Source organism: Bradyrhizobium sp. LMG 9283 (assembly GCF_045571415.1).
In the GTDB taxonomy this organism is placed as follows: Bacteria; Pseudomonadota; Alphaproteobacteria; order Rhizobiales; family Xanthobacteraceae; genus Bradyrhizobium.
In genome coordinates, this window is record NZ_CP120691.1 from 47,477 (window position 1) to 64,621 (window position 17,145).

The following is a 17,145-nucleotide window of genomic DNA, read 5'->3' on the forward strand; positions in this document are numbered from 1 at the left end:
GATCAAACTCACATTCGGTCGTTGCGCGGTGGCGACTGCACCAACATTCCGCTTGCGGCGGGCAGGCTCGAGAGGACGAGACCCTTCTTCGTTACGGCGTTTGAAGCCATGCAATCCATCGGTTCGTCCACCCGGATCGGCCGAGGCTGATCAACCTCGGCGGATTGGTTTTGAGGCTGAGAGGCGTGGTGTCAGGCGCCGGGCTTCACCACGGCTCCCTCGATCACGACGCCGGCGGTCACGTATTTCCACAGGGCCACGAGCAGCTTGCGCGCCAGCGCCACGATTGTGCGCTTGCGGCCGCGCTGGCTGTTGGCCTTGAACCACTGGGTCAGAGCCGATTGAGGCTGGTGACGTATCCACAGCCAGGCGAGCTGGATCATCGTGGTTCTCAGGCGCGGATTGCCGGCCTTCGACACGCCCTGCTCACGCTCAATGCCGCCACTGCGCCATGGCGTGGCCGCAAGACCGGCATAGGACGCAACCTGGCGGCGGTTGGTGAACTGACGGTGGAAGGCCTCCGACCAGAGAATGGCAGCAAAGTTCGGGCCCAGGCCCTTCAAGTCGAGCAGCATCGCGACCGGGTTCGATGCAGCCTTCTCGCCTGCTGGTCGGCTTGCAGCCAGCAATGCATCCTGCTCGCGCTCTACCGCCGCGATCTGGTCGAGCAGAAGTTCGAGCCGGTCGAGCTCGCGGCTGATCTGCGCCTTCAAATGCGCCGGCAGCAGCCGCCCGTCCCCGTGCGCAAGGCCTCGAGCCGCGTCCGTCGATCGCGCCGCAGCGGCACGTAGTCGAATATCCCTTGCGCAAACAGAACACCCTTGATCCGGTTCACATGCACGATCCGCTCCGCGATCAAGGTCCGCCGCTCCGGCAAAGCCTGCGGCGGTCCTCTTCTTCCGGAGAGGGGGCAACGACCATCGCGCAGACCCGTGGCTCGCCGCGCTTGTAGGCCAGAAGCGACCGCAACAGCGTCTCACCGTCCAACCGGTCCGTCTTGGCCCGCCGGCGCCGGCGCGGCGTCGCGATCGAGGCCGGATCGACCACGTAGCTCTCGACGCCCTCCGACTGCAGAGTGCGGTGAAGCCAGAACCCATCCAGCCCCGCCTCCTGGATGGTGATGATCGGATAACTCTCGCCCGTTCGCGCCTGGGCCTTACGCTTCAGCGCTGCAAAGAGCTTCAAAAGCTCCGCAATAGCGCCGGCCTTCACGCTGTGTTTGGACATCTTCTCGCCCTTGCCGGGCGACAGCGATGTAACCAGCCATGTCGAACGGCTCAGTTCCAATGACACAAAAATTGCGCCAATCTGCGTCCGGATAGCGGCCAGTCCGTCGGAAAGATGATCGAGCAACATCGTTGTCTCCAGGTTGAGTTCTTCAGCAACCTCAGTCTGGCCTCAGACCCGGTCGCTATCCACTCCCCATGGAATCTTCGCTCCGCTCGCAATGACGAAGCCAGGAGCTAAATCGTCTGTCGGTTGCGCCAGAAGTTCACAACGCGCTCGGCAGTCGTCGGCATCAGGCGCGTGAAGTTCACACGCGCGGCCTCGATGTCGGCATCGGCAGGCGTGCGGTGCGGGCCGTACCAGAGCAGAATGAGCGCGCGCACAGTGGGCCAGCCCAGGTTCAGCACGCGACCCAAGATCAGAAGCGGATCATAGCGATCGCCTGCAATCAGGCGATCGAGGACCTGGAGGCGAACGCCTGACATCGCCGAGAGCGCGACGATCGTTTCCTCGTATTTGTTCGCCTTGGCGAAACCGAGCAGTGCGCTCTCGCCGAGATGGCCCTCGCGATGCAAGGTGAGCACCGTACGCTGGGCTGCCGAGAAATCGCGCCGCGGTCCCGGCGGCAGCGCGGCTTCCTCGATCGCAGCCATGGCGCGCTTGATCTCGACCTGGCGCGCGGGATTGACCACGGTGGAGAGGCGGCGGCGGATGACGTCGAGCGTGCCGTCGAGAAGCCGCTTCAGGTTCTCACCCGAAAGATCGGTGCGCTGGCCGATCTTGAGCGTCAGCACGCCGTCCTGCGCCGCGCGCTTGATCAGCTCGGAATAGCTGTTTGGCGAGAACACCGCACCGGCATTGGCTGCGGCGCGGCGCACCACGTCGCGATCGCCGCGCTCGACCAGCACGTCGGTGACGACGGGCGACAGAGCGGGGCGCTCCGTCATCGCCAGGAGATGGCCCTGGCCTTTCAAGCGCGCGATCTCGACCAGAGCCGCATCGTCGAGCACGGGCGAGCGGCGCAGCACGGGACCGGCCACCATGATCTCGTTTTCGCGCGCGAGCTGATTGACGAGGTGCGGCGGCGCATTGTTCAGGCGCGAGAAGCGCTCGGCGAGATCGATGCGCGAGGCGAGCTCGGCATGCGGGACGAGATCGATGAGGAGATTGTCGAAGAGATCGATCAGCTCGGGGCGGAGCTTGTCCGCGTCCTGGAAGAACAGCTGCGCGATGGCGCGCGCGATCTCGCCGCGTCGCCGCGGATCGCCGCGCTTGACGATATCGTCCAGTCCAGGAATGAGCGACGTGGCAACGGTCATGAAAACGCAACTCGAACGGGGCACGCCGCGGGTGCGCCCTTGGTTCAAGCCGCCCCACAATCCGGCAATCTAGGCCTGCTTGATGAAGGAAGCGTTGCGCGGGGTCCGCGGATCGGCGCAAAAAGGCCCGTTCCCGCTGCAATGGGCCTTGTCCGGGAGCAGGGAAAGCGCTATATCAGCGCCAATTCATCTTCTCATACGATCCGCGTAGTGAGAGTGGGCCCGCAAGGACCCGCTCTTTTTTATTACCTGAACGCGGCTTGGCGGGAGATGCAGCCCGACGTGCTGTCGGGAAAGTTCCGAAACGGGCTTTGACGTCGTAACCAAGCCTTAACCATTGAGCGCCCTGACCCTGGACATGATCGAACCGAAGCCTGGTTCCACGGATGCCGAATTGCTGGCCGAGCCGCGGCTCGTGGTCGAGCCGGGCGTCGCGGCACGGGTGTCGGCGGTGGCGACGCCTGTGCTCCAGGGCATGGGCTACCGCCTGGTGCGGATCCGCATTTCCGGAGAGGCGGGCTGCACCGTGCAGATCATGGCCGAGCGGCCGGACGGCTCGATGCAGATCGAGGATTGCGAGGCGATCTCGCGGGCCCTGTCGCCCGTGCTCGACGTCGCCGATCCCATCGATCGCGCCTATCGCCTCGAGATCTCCTCGCCGGGCATCGACCGCCCGCTGGTGCGCCGTTCCGATTTCGAGCGCTATTCCGGCCATCTGGTGAAGATCGAGATGGCGGTCGCGCATGAGGGGCGCAAGCGCTTCCGCGGCACGCTCGGCGCGGTCGAAGGCGACCGGGTGCATCTGCATCGCGACGACGCCAAGGCGGGCGACGATGCCGACGTTCTCCTGACCATGGAGGATATCGGCGAGGCACGCCTCGTGCTGACCGACGCGCTGATCGCCGACTCCATGCGCCGCGGCAAGGCCGAGGCGCGCGAGATGCGCCGCAATCTCGGCCTCGAGCCGCCGCAGGCGCCGCACGCCAAGATCAGCGAGAAGACCACCAAGAACACCAAGCCGAAGAAGAAGCCGGCCCCGACCAACACGAAGAAACATCGCCTTGCCGCCGAACGCGCGCGGCGCGGCGAGATCGATCCTGACCAAGGAGACTAGCCATGGCAGTCAGCGCCAACCGACTTGAATTGCTTCAGATCGCGGACGCCGTCGCACGCGAGAAATCGATCGACCGCGGCATCGTCATCGCGGCGATGGAAGACGCCATCGCCAAGGCCGCCAGGGCCCGTTACGGCAGCGAGACTGACGTTCATGCCGAGATCGACCCGAAGAAGGGTGAGCTGCGGCTGTCGCGCCACATGCTGGTGGTCGACAAGGTCGAGAACCATGCCAACCAGATCTCGCTGGTCGACGCGCAGCGCGCCAACCCCGGCGCCCAGGTCGGCGACACCATCGCCGACACCCTGCCGCCGCTGGAATATGGCCGCATCGCCGCGCAATCGGCCAAGCAGGTGATCGTGCAGAAGGTGCGCGAGGCCGAGCGCGACCGGCAATACCAGGAATTCAAGGACCGCATCGGCGATATCGTCAACGGCGTCGTCAAGCGCGTTGAATATGGCAGCGTGATCGTCGATCTCGGCCGTGGCGAAGCCATCATCCGCCGCGACGAGATGCTGCCGCGCGAGGTGTTCCGCAACGGCGACCGCGTCCGCGCCTACATCTTCGACGTCCGCCGCGAGACGCGCGGCCCGCAGATCTTCCTCTCCCGCACCCATCCGCAGTTCATGGCGAAGCTGTTCGCGCAGGAGGTGCCGGAGATCTATGACGGCATCGTCGAGATCAAGGCGGTGGCCCGCGATCCCGGCTCGCGCGCGAAGATCGGCGTGATTTCCCGCGATTCCTCGGTCGATCCGGTCGGCGCCTGCGTCGGCATGCGCGGCTCGCGCGTGCAGGCGGTGGTGAACGAACTGCAAGGCGAGAAGATCGACATCATTCCCTGGTCGCCCGACATCGCGACCTTCGTGGTCAACGCGCTGGCGCCGGCCGAGGTCTCCAAGGTCGTGATCGACGAGGACCGCGAGCGCATTGAGGTCGTGGTGCCCGACACCAACAACCAGCTCTCGCTGGCGATTGGCCGCCGCGGCCAGAACGTCCGCCTGGCCTCGCAGCTCACCGGCTGGGACATCGACATCCTGACCGAGCAGGAGGAATCGGAGCGCCGCCAGGCCGACTTCGAGAACTCCACCCGGGTCTTCATGGAATCGCTCAACGTTGACGAAGTGGTCGGGCAGCTGCTGGCGTCCGAAGGCTTCACCTCGGTCGAGGAACTCGCGATGGTGGACGTCAAGGAACTCGCCAGCATCGAGGGTTTTGACGAGGAGACCGCGCAGGAGCTGCAGAACCGCGCCCGCGAATATCTGGAGCAGCAGGAGGCCGAGCTCGAGGCCAGGCGCAAGGAGCTCGGCGTCGAGGACGCGCTCAAGGACGTGCCCGGCGTGACCTCGAAGATGCTGGTGAAGTTCGGCGAGAACGACATCAAGACCGTCGACGACCTCGCCGGCTGCGCCACCGACGATCTGGTCGGCTGGACCGAGCGCAAGGAAGGCGGCGAGCCGACCAAGCACGGCGGTGCGCTCGACGGCATCGAGATCTCCCGTGACGATGCCGAAGCGATGATCATGCAGGCCCGCGTCAAGGCCGGCTGGATCACCGAGGCCGATCTCGCCAAGCCGGCCGAAGAGGCCGAGGCGACCGAAGACCAGCCAGCTTAAGAAGGCGAAGGAGGATGTCGCCCGGATGCTCGCCAACACTGACAGCGAACTCGACCATGGGCCGCGGACCGAAAGATCCGCGACCATGCGCATGTGCGCGGTCAGTCGCGAGGTCCGGCCGATCGACGAGCTGATCCGCTTCGTCGTCTCGCCGCAAGGCGACGTGGTTCCCGATCTCAAGCGCAAGCTGCCCGGACGCGGCATGTGGGTCACCGCCTCACGCAAGGTGGTTGCGGAAGCCGTGCGGCGTCACCAATTCAGCAAGGCCTTCAAGCGCGATCTGCGCGTCCCTCAGACGCTTCCCACTGACATCGAGGCGCTCCTGGTTCGGAGCGTGACGGAAGCCCTTGGGATCGCCGCCAAGGCGGGCCAGGTCGTGGCCGGCTTCGGCAAGGTCGAGAGCGCCCTTCGAGAAGGAACGGTCGAGGTCCTGATCCATGCCAGCGACGGGGCCGCAGACGGAATCCGCAAATTGGACATGCTGGCGCGTCAAAATGCCGGAAATCGCGGCGCCAAGTCGCAGATTCCCGTCGTCACCGCACTGAAATCAGTAGAATTGGATTTGGCACTGACCCGGTCAAATGTGATACATGCTGCCCTGCTCGCGGGCCCGGCGAGCAAGTCATTCCTGTCACGTAGCCAGATGCTGGTCCGATACCGGATGGCGGACGATGACAAGACTGCCGAAAAGCCCGGCCAGGATTTCTGAGAGACAACGACGACCCGATAGGACGGTGCGGCAACGCACAACACTGACAAATCAGGATTAGGACTGCTGAATGGTTGATACCAAGACCCCTGGCGACAAGAAGCTGAGCGTTCCGAGCAAGACGCTATCGCTCAAGCCGCGCGTCGAAACGGGCACCGTGCGCCAGAGCTTCAGCCATGGCCGCAGCAAGCAGGTCGTGGTCGAGAAGCGCGGCAAGCGCCGCATGGGCGACGGCCCCGAGCCGCACGCGCCCGAGGTGACTGCAAAGCCGGCTCCGGCGGCCGCACCCGCCGCGCCGTCGCGTCCGGCTCCGCCCGCCCCGCCTCGCAACGCCGGTTCCGGCGTGGTGCTGCGCACCCTGACCGAGGACGAGCGTTCGGCCCGCGCCAGCGCACTGGCCGATGCCAAGCTGCGTGAGGTCGAGGAACGCCGCCAGGCCGAGGAAGAGGCCCAGCGCCGCGCCGCCCGCGAGGCCGCCGAACGCGCCGAGCGCGAAGCCGCCGAAGCCCGTCGCAAGGCCGAGGAAGAGCGCCATCGCCATGAGGACGAAGCCAAGCGGAAGGCCGAGACCGAGGCCAAGAAGCGTTTTGGGGAAGGCGAGCAGCCGGCTGCCGCGCGTCCCGCAACCGCCGCGCCGACCACGCCTGCGCCGCGGCCCGGTACCACGACGGCACGCCCGGGAACAACGCCGGCGCGGCCTGCAACGACGACCGCGCAGCGTCCGGCTGGCCCCGGTCGCGGCCCCGCTGTTGCGGCCGAGCCTGATGACGACGAGGCTCCGCGCCAGGTTCGTCGTGGCCCCGGCGGCGCGATGCGTCCCGCGGCAGCCCCGAAGACCACACACAAGCCTGGCCCGCAGAAGGAACGCGGCCGTCTCACCGTCGTCACCGCGCTCAATGCCGATGACGTGCGCGAGCGCTCGATCGCATCGTTCCGCCGCCGCACCCAGCGCCTGAAGGGTCATGCCTCGAACGAGCCGAAGGAAAAGCTGGTCCGCGAGGTGACGATCCCGGAAGCGATCACCATCCAGGAACTCGCCAACCGCATGTCCGAACGCGCGGTCGACGTCATCCGCATGCTGATGAAGCAGGGCGCGATGCACAAGATCACCGACGTGATCGACGCCGACACCGCGCAGCTGATCGCCGAAGAGCTCGGCCACACTGTCAAGCGCGTCGCCGCATCGGACGTCGAGGAAGGCCTGTTCGACACCGTCGACGATTCCACCGATACCGAGACGCGCTCGCCGGTCGTGACCGTGATGGGTCACGTCGATCACGGCAAGACGTCGCTGCTCGATGCGCTCCGCCACGCCAACGTCGTCTCCGGCGAGGCCGGCGGCATCACCCAGCACATCGGCGCCTATCAGGTGGTGTCGCCCGAAAGCGGCAAGAAGATCACCTTCATCGACACGCCCGGCCACGCCGCGTTCACCGCGATGCGCGCCCGCGGCGCCAAGGTCACCGACATCGTCGTGCTGGTGGTCGCGGCCGATGACGGCGTCATGCCGCAGACGGTCGAAGCCATCAACCACGCCAAGGCGGCGCGGGTGCCGATCATCGTTGCCATCAACAAGATCGACAAGCCCGACGCCAAGCCCGAGCGCGTGCGCACCGAACTGCTCCAGCACGAGGTGCAGGTGGAGTCCTTCGGTGGCGAAGTCGTCGACGTCGAGGTGTCCGCCAAGAACAAGACCAATCTCGACAAGCTGCTCGAGATGATCGCGCTGCAGGCCGAAATCCTCGACCTGAAGACCAATTCGCAGCGTCCGGCCGAGGGCACCGTGATCGAGGCCAAGCTCGATCGCGGCCGTGGTCCGGTCGCCACCGTGCTGGTCCAGCGCGGCACGCTCCGTGTCGGCGACATCATCGTCGCCGGTGCCGAAATGGGCCGCGTCCGCGCGCTTATCTCCGATCAGGGCGAGACAGTGCAGGAGGCCGGTCCCTCGGTGCCGGTCGAAGTGCTCGGCTTCAACGGTCCGCCGGAGGCCGGCGACCGTCTCGCGGTGGTCGAGAACGAAGCCCGCGCCCGCCAGGTCACCAGCTACCGCGCGCACCAGAAGCGCGAGAACGCGGCAGCCTCGATCTCCGGCATGCGCGGCTCGCTCGAGCAGATGATGTCGCAATTGAAGACGGCGGGCCGCAAGGAATTCCCGCTGATCGTCAAGGCCGACGTGCAGGGCTCGCTGGAAGCGATCCTCGGCTCGCTGGAGAAGCTCGGTACCGACGAGGTCGCCGCCCGCATCCTGCATGCCGGCGTCGGCGGCATCTCGGAGTCGGACGTGACGCTCGCGGAAGGCTTCAACGCCGCGATCATCGGCTTCTCGGTTCGTGCCAACAAGGAAGCCGCTGCGGCCGCCAAGCGCAACGGCATCGAGATCCGCTACTACAACATCATCTACGACCTCGTGGACGACGTGAAGAAGGCGATGAGCGGCCTGCTCGCGCCGACCTTGCGCGAAACCATGCTGGGCAATGCCGAGATCCTGGAGATCTTCAACATCTCCAAGGTCGGCAAGGTCGCCGGCTGCCGCGTCACCGACGGCACCGTGGAACGCGGCGCCAATGTGCGCCTGATCCGCGACAACGTCGTCGTGCATGAAGGCAAGCTGTCGACGCTGAAACGCTTCAAGGACGAAGTGAAGGAAGTCCAGTCCGGTCAGGAATGCGGCATGGCCTTCGAGAACTACCACGACATGCGCGCAGGCGATGTCATCGAGTGCTATCGCGTGGAGACGATCCAGCGCTCCCTGTAAGTCCAAATCTTACCGAAGCGTTCGGATCTTTTTGAACTGAAAGCGGGAGTGCGATGGCCGGATTTTTCCGGCCATCCGCCCCTCTTCGTTTCAACAGGACAAATGACAGTGCCCATGTCGAAGATACGGGCATGACGAGGTGATTTCCCAGAATGCCACGGCATCATCAGAAGAAGAGTTCCGCGCCCGGCGGCTCGCAGCGTCAGTTGCGCGTCGGCGAGCAGGTTCGCCACGCGATGGCCGATATTCTGGCGCAAGGCAATGTGCATGATGCGGATCTCGAAGGTCACATCATCACCGTGCCGGAGGTGCGGATGTCGCCCGACCTGAAGCTCGCGACGGTCTACGTGATGCCGCTCGGTGGCCGCGACACCGAGATCGTGATCGCGGCGCTCGAGCGCAACAAGAAATTCCTGCGCGGCGAAGTCGCGCGACGCGTTAACCTGAAATTTGCACCTGACATTCGCTTCCGCGTCGATGAGCAATTCGACGAAGCGGAACGGATCGAGAAGCTTTTGCGAACACCTGCGGTGCAGAAGGACCTGGAACAGGATCCGCATTCGGATCGGGAAGAAGAGCAATGACGATGGACCCGGCTCACGGCACGATCGGCGGCAACGACGCCGATCAACGCGACGTGCAGAAAAATAATTTTGCGGATTTGGAAAGCGATGCCCGGCCGCATCAGGAGCCGCGCCGCGTCAACAACGATCCGCGCGCCAAGCAGAAGGGCAACCAGGTTCGCCGCGATCGGCGCGACGTCCATGGCTGGGTCGTGCTCGACAAGCCGATCGGCATGACCTCGACGCAGGCGGTTGCCGTGCTCAAGCGGCTGTTCAACGCCAAGCGCGCCGGACATGCCGGCACGCTCGATCCACTCGCCTCGGGCGGGCTGCCGATCGCGCTCGGGGAGGCCACCAAGACCGTTCCCTTCGTCATGGACGGTCGCAAGCGCTACCAGTTCACCGTCTGCTGGGGCGAGGAGCGCGACACCGACGACATCGAGGGCCGGGTCACCGCGACCTCCGACCAGCGCCCGACCCGGGAGGCGATCCTGGCCCTCCTGCCCCGCTTCACCGGGGTGATCGAGCAGATCCCGCCGCGCTATTCCGCGATCAAGGTCCAGGGCGAGCGCGCCTATGACCTCGCCCGCGACGGCGAGGTCGTGGAGCTGGCCCCCCGTCCGGTCGAGATTCACCATTTAACCCTTGTGGATCAACCGGATAACGACCGGGCCGTGTTTGAGGCCGAATGCGGCAAGGGCACCTATGTCCGGGCGTTGGCCCGCGATATGGGCCGGATTCTCGGCACTTATGGCCATATCTGCGCGCTGCGGCGGACCCTGGTCGGCCCATTTGGCGAAAACGACATGATTCCGCTGGATCAGTTGCAGGCTTTGTGCGATAGAGCCGCGTCCGGCGAGGGCAGCCTCGCCGACGCGCTTTTGCCCGTTGAGACCGCGCTGGACGACATCCCGGCACTGGCCGTCACTCGGGCTGATGCGGCAAGGCTCCATCGGGGCCAGGCCGTTTTGTTGCGCGGACGGGATGCGCCCACTTGTAGCGGCACAGTCTATGTCACGGTGGCAGGCCGTCTTTTGGCGCTTGCCGAAGTCGGCAATGGCGAAATCATCCCCAAGCGTGTGTTCAACCTGACCGGCCTGACTGCCAGCCCCGGTCGCAACGAGAGAAATTGACGATGTCGATTGCCGCGGAACGCAAAGCGGAAGTCATCAAGACGAATGCCACCAAGGCCGGCGACACCGGCTCGCCCGAGGTTCAGGTCGCGATCCTGTCGGAACGCATCAACAACCTCACCAACCATTTCAAGACCCATGTGAAGGACAACCATTCGCGTCGCGGCCTCTTGAAGCTGGTCTCGACCCGCCGCTCGCTCCTCGACTACCTGAAGAAGAAGGACGAGGCGCGGTACAAGGCGCTGCTCGAGAAGCACAACATTCGTCGTTAACAGTTCCTGCGCGCGCCACCGGCGCGCGTTTTTGCGCGTGGTTTCGAGCGAAAGCGCTTCCTTAAAGCTTTTTGATCGAGGCTGCGTGCGCGTCGGATGCGGGTCGTTGAGGATTCGCATCCGGGCATGAAGAGCGAAGGCCGCGGTTCGGTGTTCGCGTTCGTGCCGACTGACAGTCCAGCAGCAATCCGGCGGCTGGGCACGACGGGCAAGGCGCCCGTATGACCCGAAAGGATGGACGCCATCCGACATCCAAAAACCATGGCAGGATCGCAGGACGCTGATAATCCGCTCCGATCAGCGCCCCGCAATCTTGCGCATGGTTTTTGTTTTTCGAGAGCCGTCCCTTCTTTCGAGAACCCATGAAAGAAGACCTCCATGTTCAATAAGCATTCAGTCGAGATCGACTGGGGCGGACGCCCACTCAAGCTCGAAACCGGCAAGATCGCCCGCCAGGCCGACGGCGCCGTCATCGCCACCTATGGCGAGACCGTGGTCCTCGCCACCGTCGTTGCGGCCAAGGCGCCGCGCGAAGGCGTCGACTTCCTGCCGCTGACCGTCGACTACCAGGAGAAGGCCTACGCTGCGGGACGCATTCCCGGCGGCTATTTCAAGCGCGAGGGCCGTCCGACCGAGAAGGAGACGCTGGTCTCCCGCCTGATCGACCGTCCGATCCGCCCGCTCTTCGTCGACGGCTGGCGCAACGAGACCCAGGTGATCGTCACCGTGCTCTCGCATGACATGGAGAACGATCCTGATGTGGTAGCGATGGTTGCGGCCTCCGCCGCCCTGACGCTGTCCGGCGTGCCCTTCAAGGGTCCGATCGGCGCGGCCCGTGTCGGCTTCGCCAATGACGAATTCGTCCTCAACCCGACGCTCGACGAGATGGTCGACACCCAGCTCGACCTCGTCGTCGCCGGCACCGCCGACGCCGTGCTGATGGTCGAATCGGAGGCCAAGGAGCTCAATGAAGACGTGATGCTCGGCGCCGTGATGTTCGGTCACCGCCACTTCCAGCCGGTCATCAACGCGATCATCGAGCTCGCCGAAAAGGCCGCGAAGGAGCCGCGCGAAGTCACCGCGATCGACAATTCGGCGCTCGAAAAGGAAATGCTCGGCCTGATCGAGCAGGAGCTGCGCGCCGCCTACGCGATTGCGATCAAGCAGGAGCGTTATGCTGCCGTCGGGGTCGCCAAGGAAAAGGTGATGGCCCACTACTTCCCGGAGGGCCAGGAGCCGAAATACGACAAGCTCCGTGTCGCCGGCGTGTTCAAGGAGCTGGAAGCCAAGATCGTTCGCTGGAACATCCTCGACACCGGCAAGCGCATCGACGGCCGCGACGTCAAGACCGTGCGCAACATCGTCGCGGAAGTTGGCGTGCTGCCCCGCGCCCACGGCTCGGCGCTGTTCACCCGCGGTGAGACCCAGGCGATGGTCGTGACCACGCTCGGCACCGGCGAGGACGAGCAGTATATCGACGCACTGTCGGGGACGTACAAGGAGACGTTCCTGCTGCACTACAACTTCCCGCCCTTCTCGGTCGGCGAGACCGGCCGCCTCGGCGGCACCAAGCGGCGCGAGATCGGCCACGGCAAGCTGGCCTGGCGCGCGATCCATCCGGTGCTGCCGCCGCACCATGAATTCCCCTACACGGTGCGCGTGGTCTCGGAGATCACCGAATCCAACGGCTCCTCGTCGATGGCCTCGGTCTGCGGCGCCTCGCTGGCGTTGATGGATGCGGGCGTGCCGTTGAAGCGGCCGACCGCGGGCATCGCGATGGGCCTGATCCTCGAAGACAAGCGCTTTGCGGTTCTCTCCGACATTCTCGGTGACGAGGACCATCTCGGCGATATGGACTTCAAGGTGGCCGGCACCGAACAGGGCATCACCTCGCTCCAGATGGACATCAAGATCGAGGGCATCACCGAAGAGATCATGCGCGTCGCCCTCGGCCAGGCCAAGGAAGGCCGCATCCACATCCTCGGCGAGATGGCCAAGGCCCTCACCGCGGCCCGCGCCGAGCTCGGCGAATACGCGCCGCGCATCGAGACCTTCAAGATCCCGACCGACAAGATCCGCGAAGTGATCGGCACCGGCGGCAAGGTGATCCGCGAGATCGTCGAGAAGACCGGCGCCAAGGTCAACATCGAGGACGACGGCACCGTGAAGGTCGCCTCCAGCGATGGCGAGGCGATGAAGGCCGCGATCAAGTGGATCAAGTCGATCGCGTCCGAGCCGGAAGTCGGCCAGATCTATGACGGCACCGTCGTCAAGGTGATGGAGTTCGGCGCCTTCGTGAACTTCTTCGGCTCCAAGGACGGCCTCGTCCACATCAGCCAGCTCGCGGCCAACCGCGTGCAGAAGACCTCCGACGTCGTCAAGGAAGGCGACAAGGTCAAGGTCAAGCTGCTCGGCTTCGATGACCGCGGCAAGACCCGCCTGTCGATGAAGGTGGTGGATCAGACCACCGGTGAGGACCTCGAGAAGGACAAGGCCGCCGAGGGCGAGAAAGCCCCGCGCGAAGCGGCCGGCGAGTAAGGCTCGCGCAGTCCAGAAAAACGAAGGGCGGCCGAAAGGCCGCCCTTTTTGTTTGTGGTCGATCTATCAGCGCGCTGACCTTCACCTCTCCCCAGCGGGGAGAGGTCGATTTGCGAAGCAAATCGGGTGAGGGGGTTTGGTCCCACGAGGGAGTGTAACCCCTCACCCGGCGCTTCTTCGCGCCGACCTCTCCCTATGGGAGAGGTGAAGCAACTCACGCCGCGATGTCGTAGCGGTCGAGGTTCATCACCTTGGTCCAGGCCTTGGCGAAGTCCTTGACGAACTTCTCCTTGGAGTCCGAGGTGGCATAGACCTCGGCGAAGGCGCGGAGCTGCGAGTGTGCGCCGAAGATGAGATCGACGCGCGTGCCGGTCCACTTCACCGCATTGGTCTTGCGGTCGCGTGCCTCGTAGCTGCCGTCAGCAACCGGCGTCCACTGCACGCTCATGTCGAGCAAGTTGACGAAGAAGTCGTTGCTCAGCGTTCCCACCTTCGCGGTGAGCACACCGTGCTTCGAACCGTTCGCGTTGGCACCGAGCACACGCAGGCCGCCGACCAGCACCGTCATCTCGGGGCCGGTCAGCTTGAGCAGCTGCGCGCGATCGACCAGGGCTTCTTCCTGCTGCAGGAACTGGTGCCGCTTGCCGACATAGTTGCGGAAACCATCGGCGCGCGGTTCCAGCGGTGCGAAGGAGGCCGCATCCGTCTGCTCCTGCGAGGCATCCATGCGGCCAGGCGTGAAGCCGACCTTGACGTCGACGCCGGCATCCTTGGCAGCCTTCTCGACCGCGGCGGTGCCGCCGAGCACGATTAGGTCCGCCAGCGAGACCTTCTTCGCGCCAGATGACGCATTGAAGTCCTTCTGGATCGCTTCGAGCTTGCCGAGCACCTTGGCGAGCTGAGCGGGCTGGTTCACTTCCCAGTCCTTCTGCGGGGCAAGGCGGATGCGCGCGCCGTTGGCGCCGCCGCGCTTGTCCGAGCCGCGGAACGTCGAGGCCGACGCCCAGGCGGTCGAGACCAGCTCGGAGACCGAGAGACCCGAAGCCAGGATCTTGCTCTTCAGCGAGGCGATATCCTGCTCGCCGACCAGCTCGTGATTCACGGCCGGAATCGGATCCTGCCAGATCAGCGTCTCCTTCGGCACCAGCGGGCCGAGATAACGCTGGATCGGACCCATGTCGCGATGGGTCAGCTTGAACCAGGCGCGGGCGAAGGCGTCCGCGAACTGATCCGGGTTCTCCATGAAACGCCGCGAGATCTTCTCGTAGGCGGGATCAAAGCGCAGCGAGAGATCGGTCGTCAGCATGGTCGGCCGATGCTTCTTCGACTTGTCGAAGGGGTCGGGAATGATCGCTTCGGCGCCCTTGGCCGTCCACTGGTTCGCACCGCCCGGACTCTTCGTCAGCTCCCATTCGTACTTGAACAGGTTCTCGAAGAAGTTGTTGCTCCACTTCGTCGGCGTCGTCGTCCAGGTCACCTCGAGACCGCTGGTGATGGAATCACCCGCGATGCCCGACGCGTGCTTGCTCTTCCAGCCGAGGCCCTGATCCTCGAGTGCGCCCGCTTCCGGCTCCGGCCCGACCAGCGACGGATCGCCGGCTCCATGGGTCTTGCCGAAGGTGTGGCCGCCGGCGATCAGCGCGACGGTTTCCTCGTCGTTCATCGCCATGCGGAAGAAGGTCTCGCGGATGTCCTTGGCCGCGGCAAGCGGATCCGGCTTGCCGTTCGGGCCTTCCGGATTGACGTAGATGAGACCCATCTGCACCGCGCCGAGCGGCTCGGCGAGCTGGCGCTCACCGCTGTAGCGCTCATCGCCGAGCCAGGTGCCTTCGGGACCCCAATAGAGCTCTTCCGGCTCCCAGACGTCGGCGCGGCCGCCGGCAAAACCGAAGGTCTTGAAGCCCATCGATTCCAGCGCGACGTTGCCGGCGAGCACCATCAAATCGGCCCAGGAAATCTTGCGGCCGTATTTCTGCTTGATCGGCCAGAGCAGACGGCGGGCCTTGTCGAGGTTGGCGTTGTCGGGCCAGCTGTTGAGCGGCGCGAAGCGCTGCTGACCGGCGCCGGCGCCACCGCGGCCGTCAGTGATGCGGTAGGTGCCCGCGCTGTGCCAGGCCATGCGGATCATGAGGCCGCCATAGTGGCCGAAGTCGGCCGGCCACCATTCCTGCGAATCCGTCATCAAAGCGGTCAGGTCCTTGATGACCGCGTTCAGGTCGAGCGACTTGAATTCCTTGGCATAGTCGAACTCCTTGCCCATCGGGTCGGACAGGTCGGAATTCTTGTGCAGCATCTCGATGCTGAGCTGGGTTGGCCACCAGTCGCGGTTCACGCGCGTGGGTTTTCCGCCCGAAAACGGGCACTTCGAAGTGTCATCCATGATTACCTCCTCTGGTGGCGTCCGACGGCGCCATTGACCAGGTAGAACCACTCTAAGGGGCGCCTCCTATCAGGTGAAGTTGACTTTAATGATCGCTGCGATAGGATTTTCTGATGATAAATCTGACGCTGCGCCAGCTCCGGTATTTCGACGCGCTGGCGCGCCACGGCCATTTCGGCCGTGCGGCCGAATCCTGCTCGATCTCGCAACCGGCACTGTCGATGCAGATCAAGGAGCTGGAGGAGACGCTCGGCGGCCTGCTGCTGGAGCGGAGTGCGCGTCAGGTCGCGCTGACCCGGTTTGGCGAGGAGCTCGCTCAGCGGGTCCGCGACATCCTGCGCTCGGTTGATGAGCTCGGCGATTTCGCGCGGGCGTCGCAGGACCGCTTCGCCGGCCGCCTGCGCATCGGCATGATCCCGACCATCGCACCTTACCTGCTGCCCAAGATCACCAAGAATCTCACGCGCATGCATCCGGAGCTCGACATCCGCGTGCGCGAGACCATGACGCCGCGGCTGATCCAGGAACTGGTGGAAGGCCGGCTCGACACCGCCATCGTGGCGTTGCCGGTATCCGAGCCCTCGCTCACCGAGGTCGCCCTGTTCGAGGAGAAATTCTTGCTGGTGCGGCCGGGCGCGGATGAAGGCACACCGGTGCCGTCGCGCGAGATGATGCGCGAGATGCGGCTCCTGCTGCTCGAGGAGGGGCACTGCTTCCGCGACCAGGCGCTCTCCTTCTGCAACATGCAATCGGCGCCGCCGCGCGAGATGCTGGATGCCAATTCACTCTCGACACTGGTGCAGATGGTCAGCGCCGGCATCGGCGTCACCTTGATCCCGGAGATGGCGGTGCCGGTGGAGACGCGGTCGGCCTCGGTCTCGCTGGCGCGCTTCCGCGACCCCGAGCCGTCGCGCACCATCGGCATGGTCTGGCGCAAGACCAGCCCGCTGGCGCGGCAGCTGCTGCAGATTTCCGAGGTGGTGTGCCTGTCGGCCGGCAAGGAGCGGGCGCAGCAATCCGTGCGCAGCCAGCGGGCTTGAGTGGAGCATGTCGCATCCGATCATCCGCCTCGCCCGCCCAGAGGAGTATGACGAGATCGGCCGTGTCTGGATGGAGAGCTGGGTCTCGACCGGGCTTGCCGAAGCAAGCGACTTCCTCCTCGCCAATTTGCGCGCGCGCATCAGGCGCGAGATCGAAGACGGCTGGAGCCTGTTCGTCGCCGACGATCGCGGCACGATCGCTGCGATGCTAGCGCTGCATCTGCCGAAGCTCTATCTCGACATGCTCTTCGTCGCGCCCGCCTATCAGGGCCAATCGCTCGGCCGGCAGCTGCTCGCCTTCACGCGTACGCAAATGCCTGACGAGATGTATCTGCGCTGTGTGCGCGAGAACGAAAAGGCCTGGCGCTGGTACGAGCGCGAAGGCTTTGTGTTCGAGAAGGAAGAGATCGAGCCGTCGAACGGGTTCATGATGAAGTATTACCGGTGGAGGCGAAGGACCATCGACGCGTAGCGCGGCGAGG

Annotated in this window: 12 protein-coding genes and 1 pseudogene; 10 read left to right on the plus strand and 3 right to left on the minus strand. The window is 65.0% G+C overall.

Going from position 1 to position 17,145, the window contains the following annotated elements:
- Positions 1-191: 191 nt before the first annotated feature.
- Together P6U29_RS00205 and P6U29_RS00210 are read right to left on the minus strand one after the other, a co-directional pair.
- Positions 192-1,356 (minus strand): annotated as a pseudogene (locus P6U29_RS00205) (IS110 family transposase).
- Between the two features lie 107 nt (positions 1,357-1,463).
- Entirely contained in the window at positions 1,464-2,546 is a 1,083-nt protein-coding gene (locus tag P6U29_RS00210; RefSeq protein WP_407115795.1) for a DUF2336 domain-containing protein, read from the minus strand.
- A gap of 358 nt (positions 2,547-2,904) precedes the next feature.
- On the opposite strand from P6U29_RS00210, the gene rimP reads away from it, so the two are divergent.
- The 8 genes from rimP (at position 2,905) to pnp (ending at position 13,243) form a co-directional block, all read left to right on the plus strand.
- Positions 2,905-3,660 carry a ribosome maturation factor RimP gene (rimP, locus tag P6U29_RS00215; protein ID WP_407115796.1) on the plus strand — a complete coding sequence of 252 codons (756 nt, stop codon included), beginning with the start codon at positions 2,905-2,907 and terminating at the stop codon, positions 3,658-3,660.
- A 2-nt stretch (positions 3,661-3,662) separates the two neighbouring features.
- On the plus strand, positions 3,663-5,273 hold the full coding sequence (nusA, locus tag P6U29_RS00220) for a transcription termination factor NusA (RefSeq protein WP_407115797.1): 1,611 nt from the start codon (positions 3,663-3,665) through the stop codon (positions 5,271-5,273).
- 25 nt (positions 5,274-5,298) lie between these two features.
- A complete protein-coding gene (locus P6U29_RS00225; RefSeq protein ID WP_407115798.1) occupies positions 5,299-5,982 on the plus strand; it encodes an RNA-binding protein in 684 nt (227 codons plus the stop codon).
- A gap of 70 nt (positions 5,983-6,052) precedes the next feature.
- A complete protein-coding gene (gene infB, locus P6U29_RS00230; RefSeq protein WP_407115799.1) occupies positions 6,053-8,737 on the plus strand; it encodes a translation initiation factor IF-2 in 2,685 nt (894 codons plus the stop codon).
- A 152-nt stretch (positions 8,738-8,889) separates the two neighbouring features.
- Entirely contained in the window at positions 8,890-9,321 is a 432-nt protein-coding gene (gene rbfA / locus P6U29_RS00235) for a 30S ribosome-binding factor RbfA (RefSeq protein ID WP_407115800.1), read from the plus strand.
- Positions 9,318-10,433, plus strand: coding sequence for a tRNA pseudouridine(55) synthase TruB (gene truB, locus P6U29_RS00240; protein WP_407115801.1), 1,116 nt, complete (start codon positions 9,318-9,320; stop codon positions 10,431-10,433). Before rbfA ends, truB begins: the two co-directional genes overlap by 4 nt.
- Before the next feature lie 2 nt (positions 10,434-10,435).
- Positions 10,436-10,705, plus strand: coding sequence for a 30S ribosomal protein S15 (gene rpsO, locus P6U29_RS00245; protein ID WP_008540131.1), 270 nt, complete (start codon positions 10,436-10,438; stop codon positions 10,703-10,705).
- Between the two features lie 378 nt (positions 10,706-11,083).
- Positions 11,084-13,243 (plus strand): polyribonucleotide nucleotidyltransferase, encoded by a 2,160-nt coding sequence (gene pnp / locus P6U29_RS00250; protein WP_407115802.1) that lies wholly within the window; start codon positions 11,084-11,086, stop codon positions 13,241-13,243.
- A 214-nt stretch (positions 13,244-13,457) separates the two neighbouring features.
- Here the strand turns inward: pnp and katG are convergent, their stop codons facing one another.
- Positions 13,458-15,623, minus strand: a complete 2,166-nt coding sequence (gene katG / locus P6U29_RS00255) for a catalase/peroxidase HPI (RefSeq protein WP_407115803.1) — start codon at positions 15,621-15,623, stop codon at positions 13,458-13,460.
- Positions 15,624-15,736: 113 nt separating this feature from the next.
- Between katG and P6U29_RS00260 the strand changes: the two genes are divergently transcribed.
- Positions 15,737-16,663 (plus strand): hydrogen peroxide-inducible genes activator, encoded by a 927-nt coding sequence (locus tag P6U29_RS00260; protein WP_027572369.1) that lies wholly within the window; start codon positions 15,737-15,739, stop codon positions 16,661-16,663.
- Positions 16,664-16,670: 7 nt separating this feature from the next.
- Entirely contained in the window at positions 16,671-17,135 is a 465-nt protein-coding gene (locus tag P6U29_RS00265; RefSeq protein ID WP_407115804.1) for a GNAT family N-acetyltransferase, read from the plus strand.
- Positions 17,136-17,145 lie beyond the last annotated feature (10 nt).

Bases quoted from the DNA above. Each gene is read 5' to 3' on its own strand.
- P6U29_RS00210 (WP_407115795.1), bottom strand. From the start codon at position 2,546: ATGACCGTTGCCACGTCGCTCATTCCTGGACTGGACGATATCGTCAAG.
- rimP (WP_407115796.1), top strand. From the start codon at position 2,905: ATGATCGAACCGAAGCCTGGTTCCACGGATGCCGAATTGCTGGCCGAG.
- nusA (WP_407115797.1), top strand. From the start codon at position 3,663: ATGGCAGTCAGCGCCAACCGACTTGAATTGCTTCAGATCGCGGACGCC.
- P6U29_RS00225 (WP_407115798.1), top strand. From the start codon at position 5,299: ATGCTCGCCAACACTGACAGCGAACTCGACCATGGGCCGCGGACCGAA.
- infB (WP_407115799.1), top strand. From the start codon at position 6,053: ATGGTTGATACCAAGACCCCTGGCGACAAGAAGCTGAGCGTTCCGAGC.
- rbfA (WP_407115800.1), top strand. From the start codon at position 8,890: ATGCCACGGCATCATCAGAAGAAGAGTTCCGCGCCCGGCGGCTCGCAG.
- truB (WP_407115801.1), top strand. From the start codon at position 9,318: ATGACGATGGACCCGGCTCACGGCACGATCGGCGGCAACGACGCCGAT.
- rpsO (WP_008540131.1), top strand. From the start codon at position 10,436: ATGTCGATTGCCGCGGAACGCAAAGCGGAAGTCATCAAGACGAATGCC.
- pnp (WP_407115802.1), top strand. From the start codon at position 11,084: ATGTTCAATAAGCATTCAGTCGAGATCGACTGGGGCGGACGCCCACTC.
- katG (WP_407115803.1), bottom strand. From the start codon at position 15,623: ATGGATGACACTTCGAAGTGCCCGTTTTCGGGCGGAAAACCCACGCGC.
- P6U29_RS00260 (WP_027572369.1), top strand. From the start codon at position 15,737: ATGATAAATCTGACGCTGCGCCAGCTCCGGTATTTCGACGCGCTGGCG.
- P6U29_RS00265 (WP_407115804.1), top strand. From the start codon at position 16,671: ATGTCGCATCCGATCATCCGCCTCGCCCGCCCAGAGGAGTATGACGAG.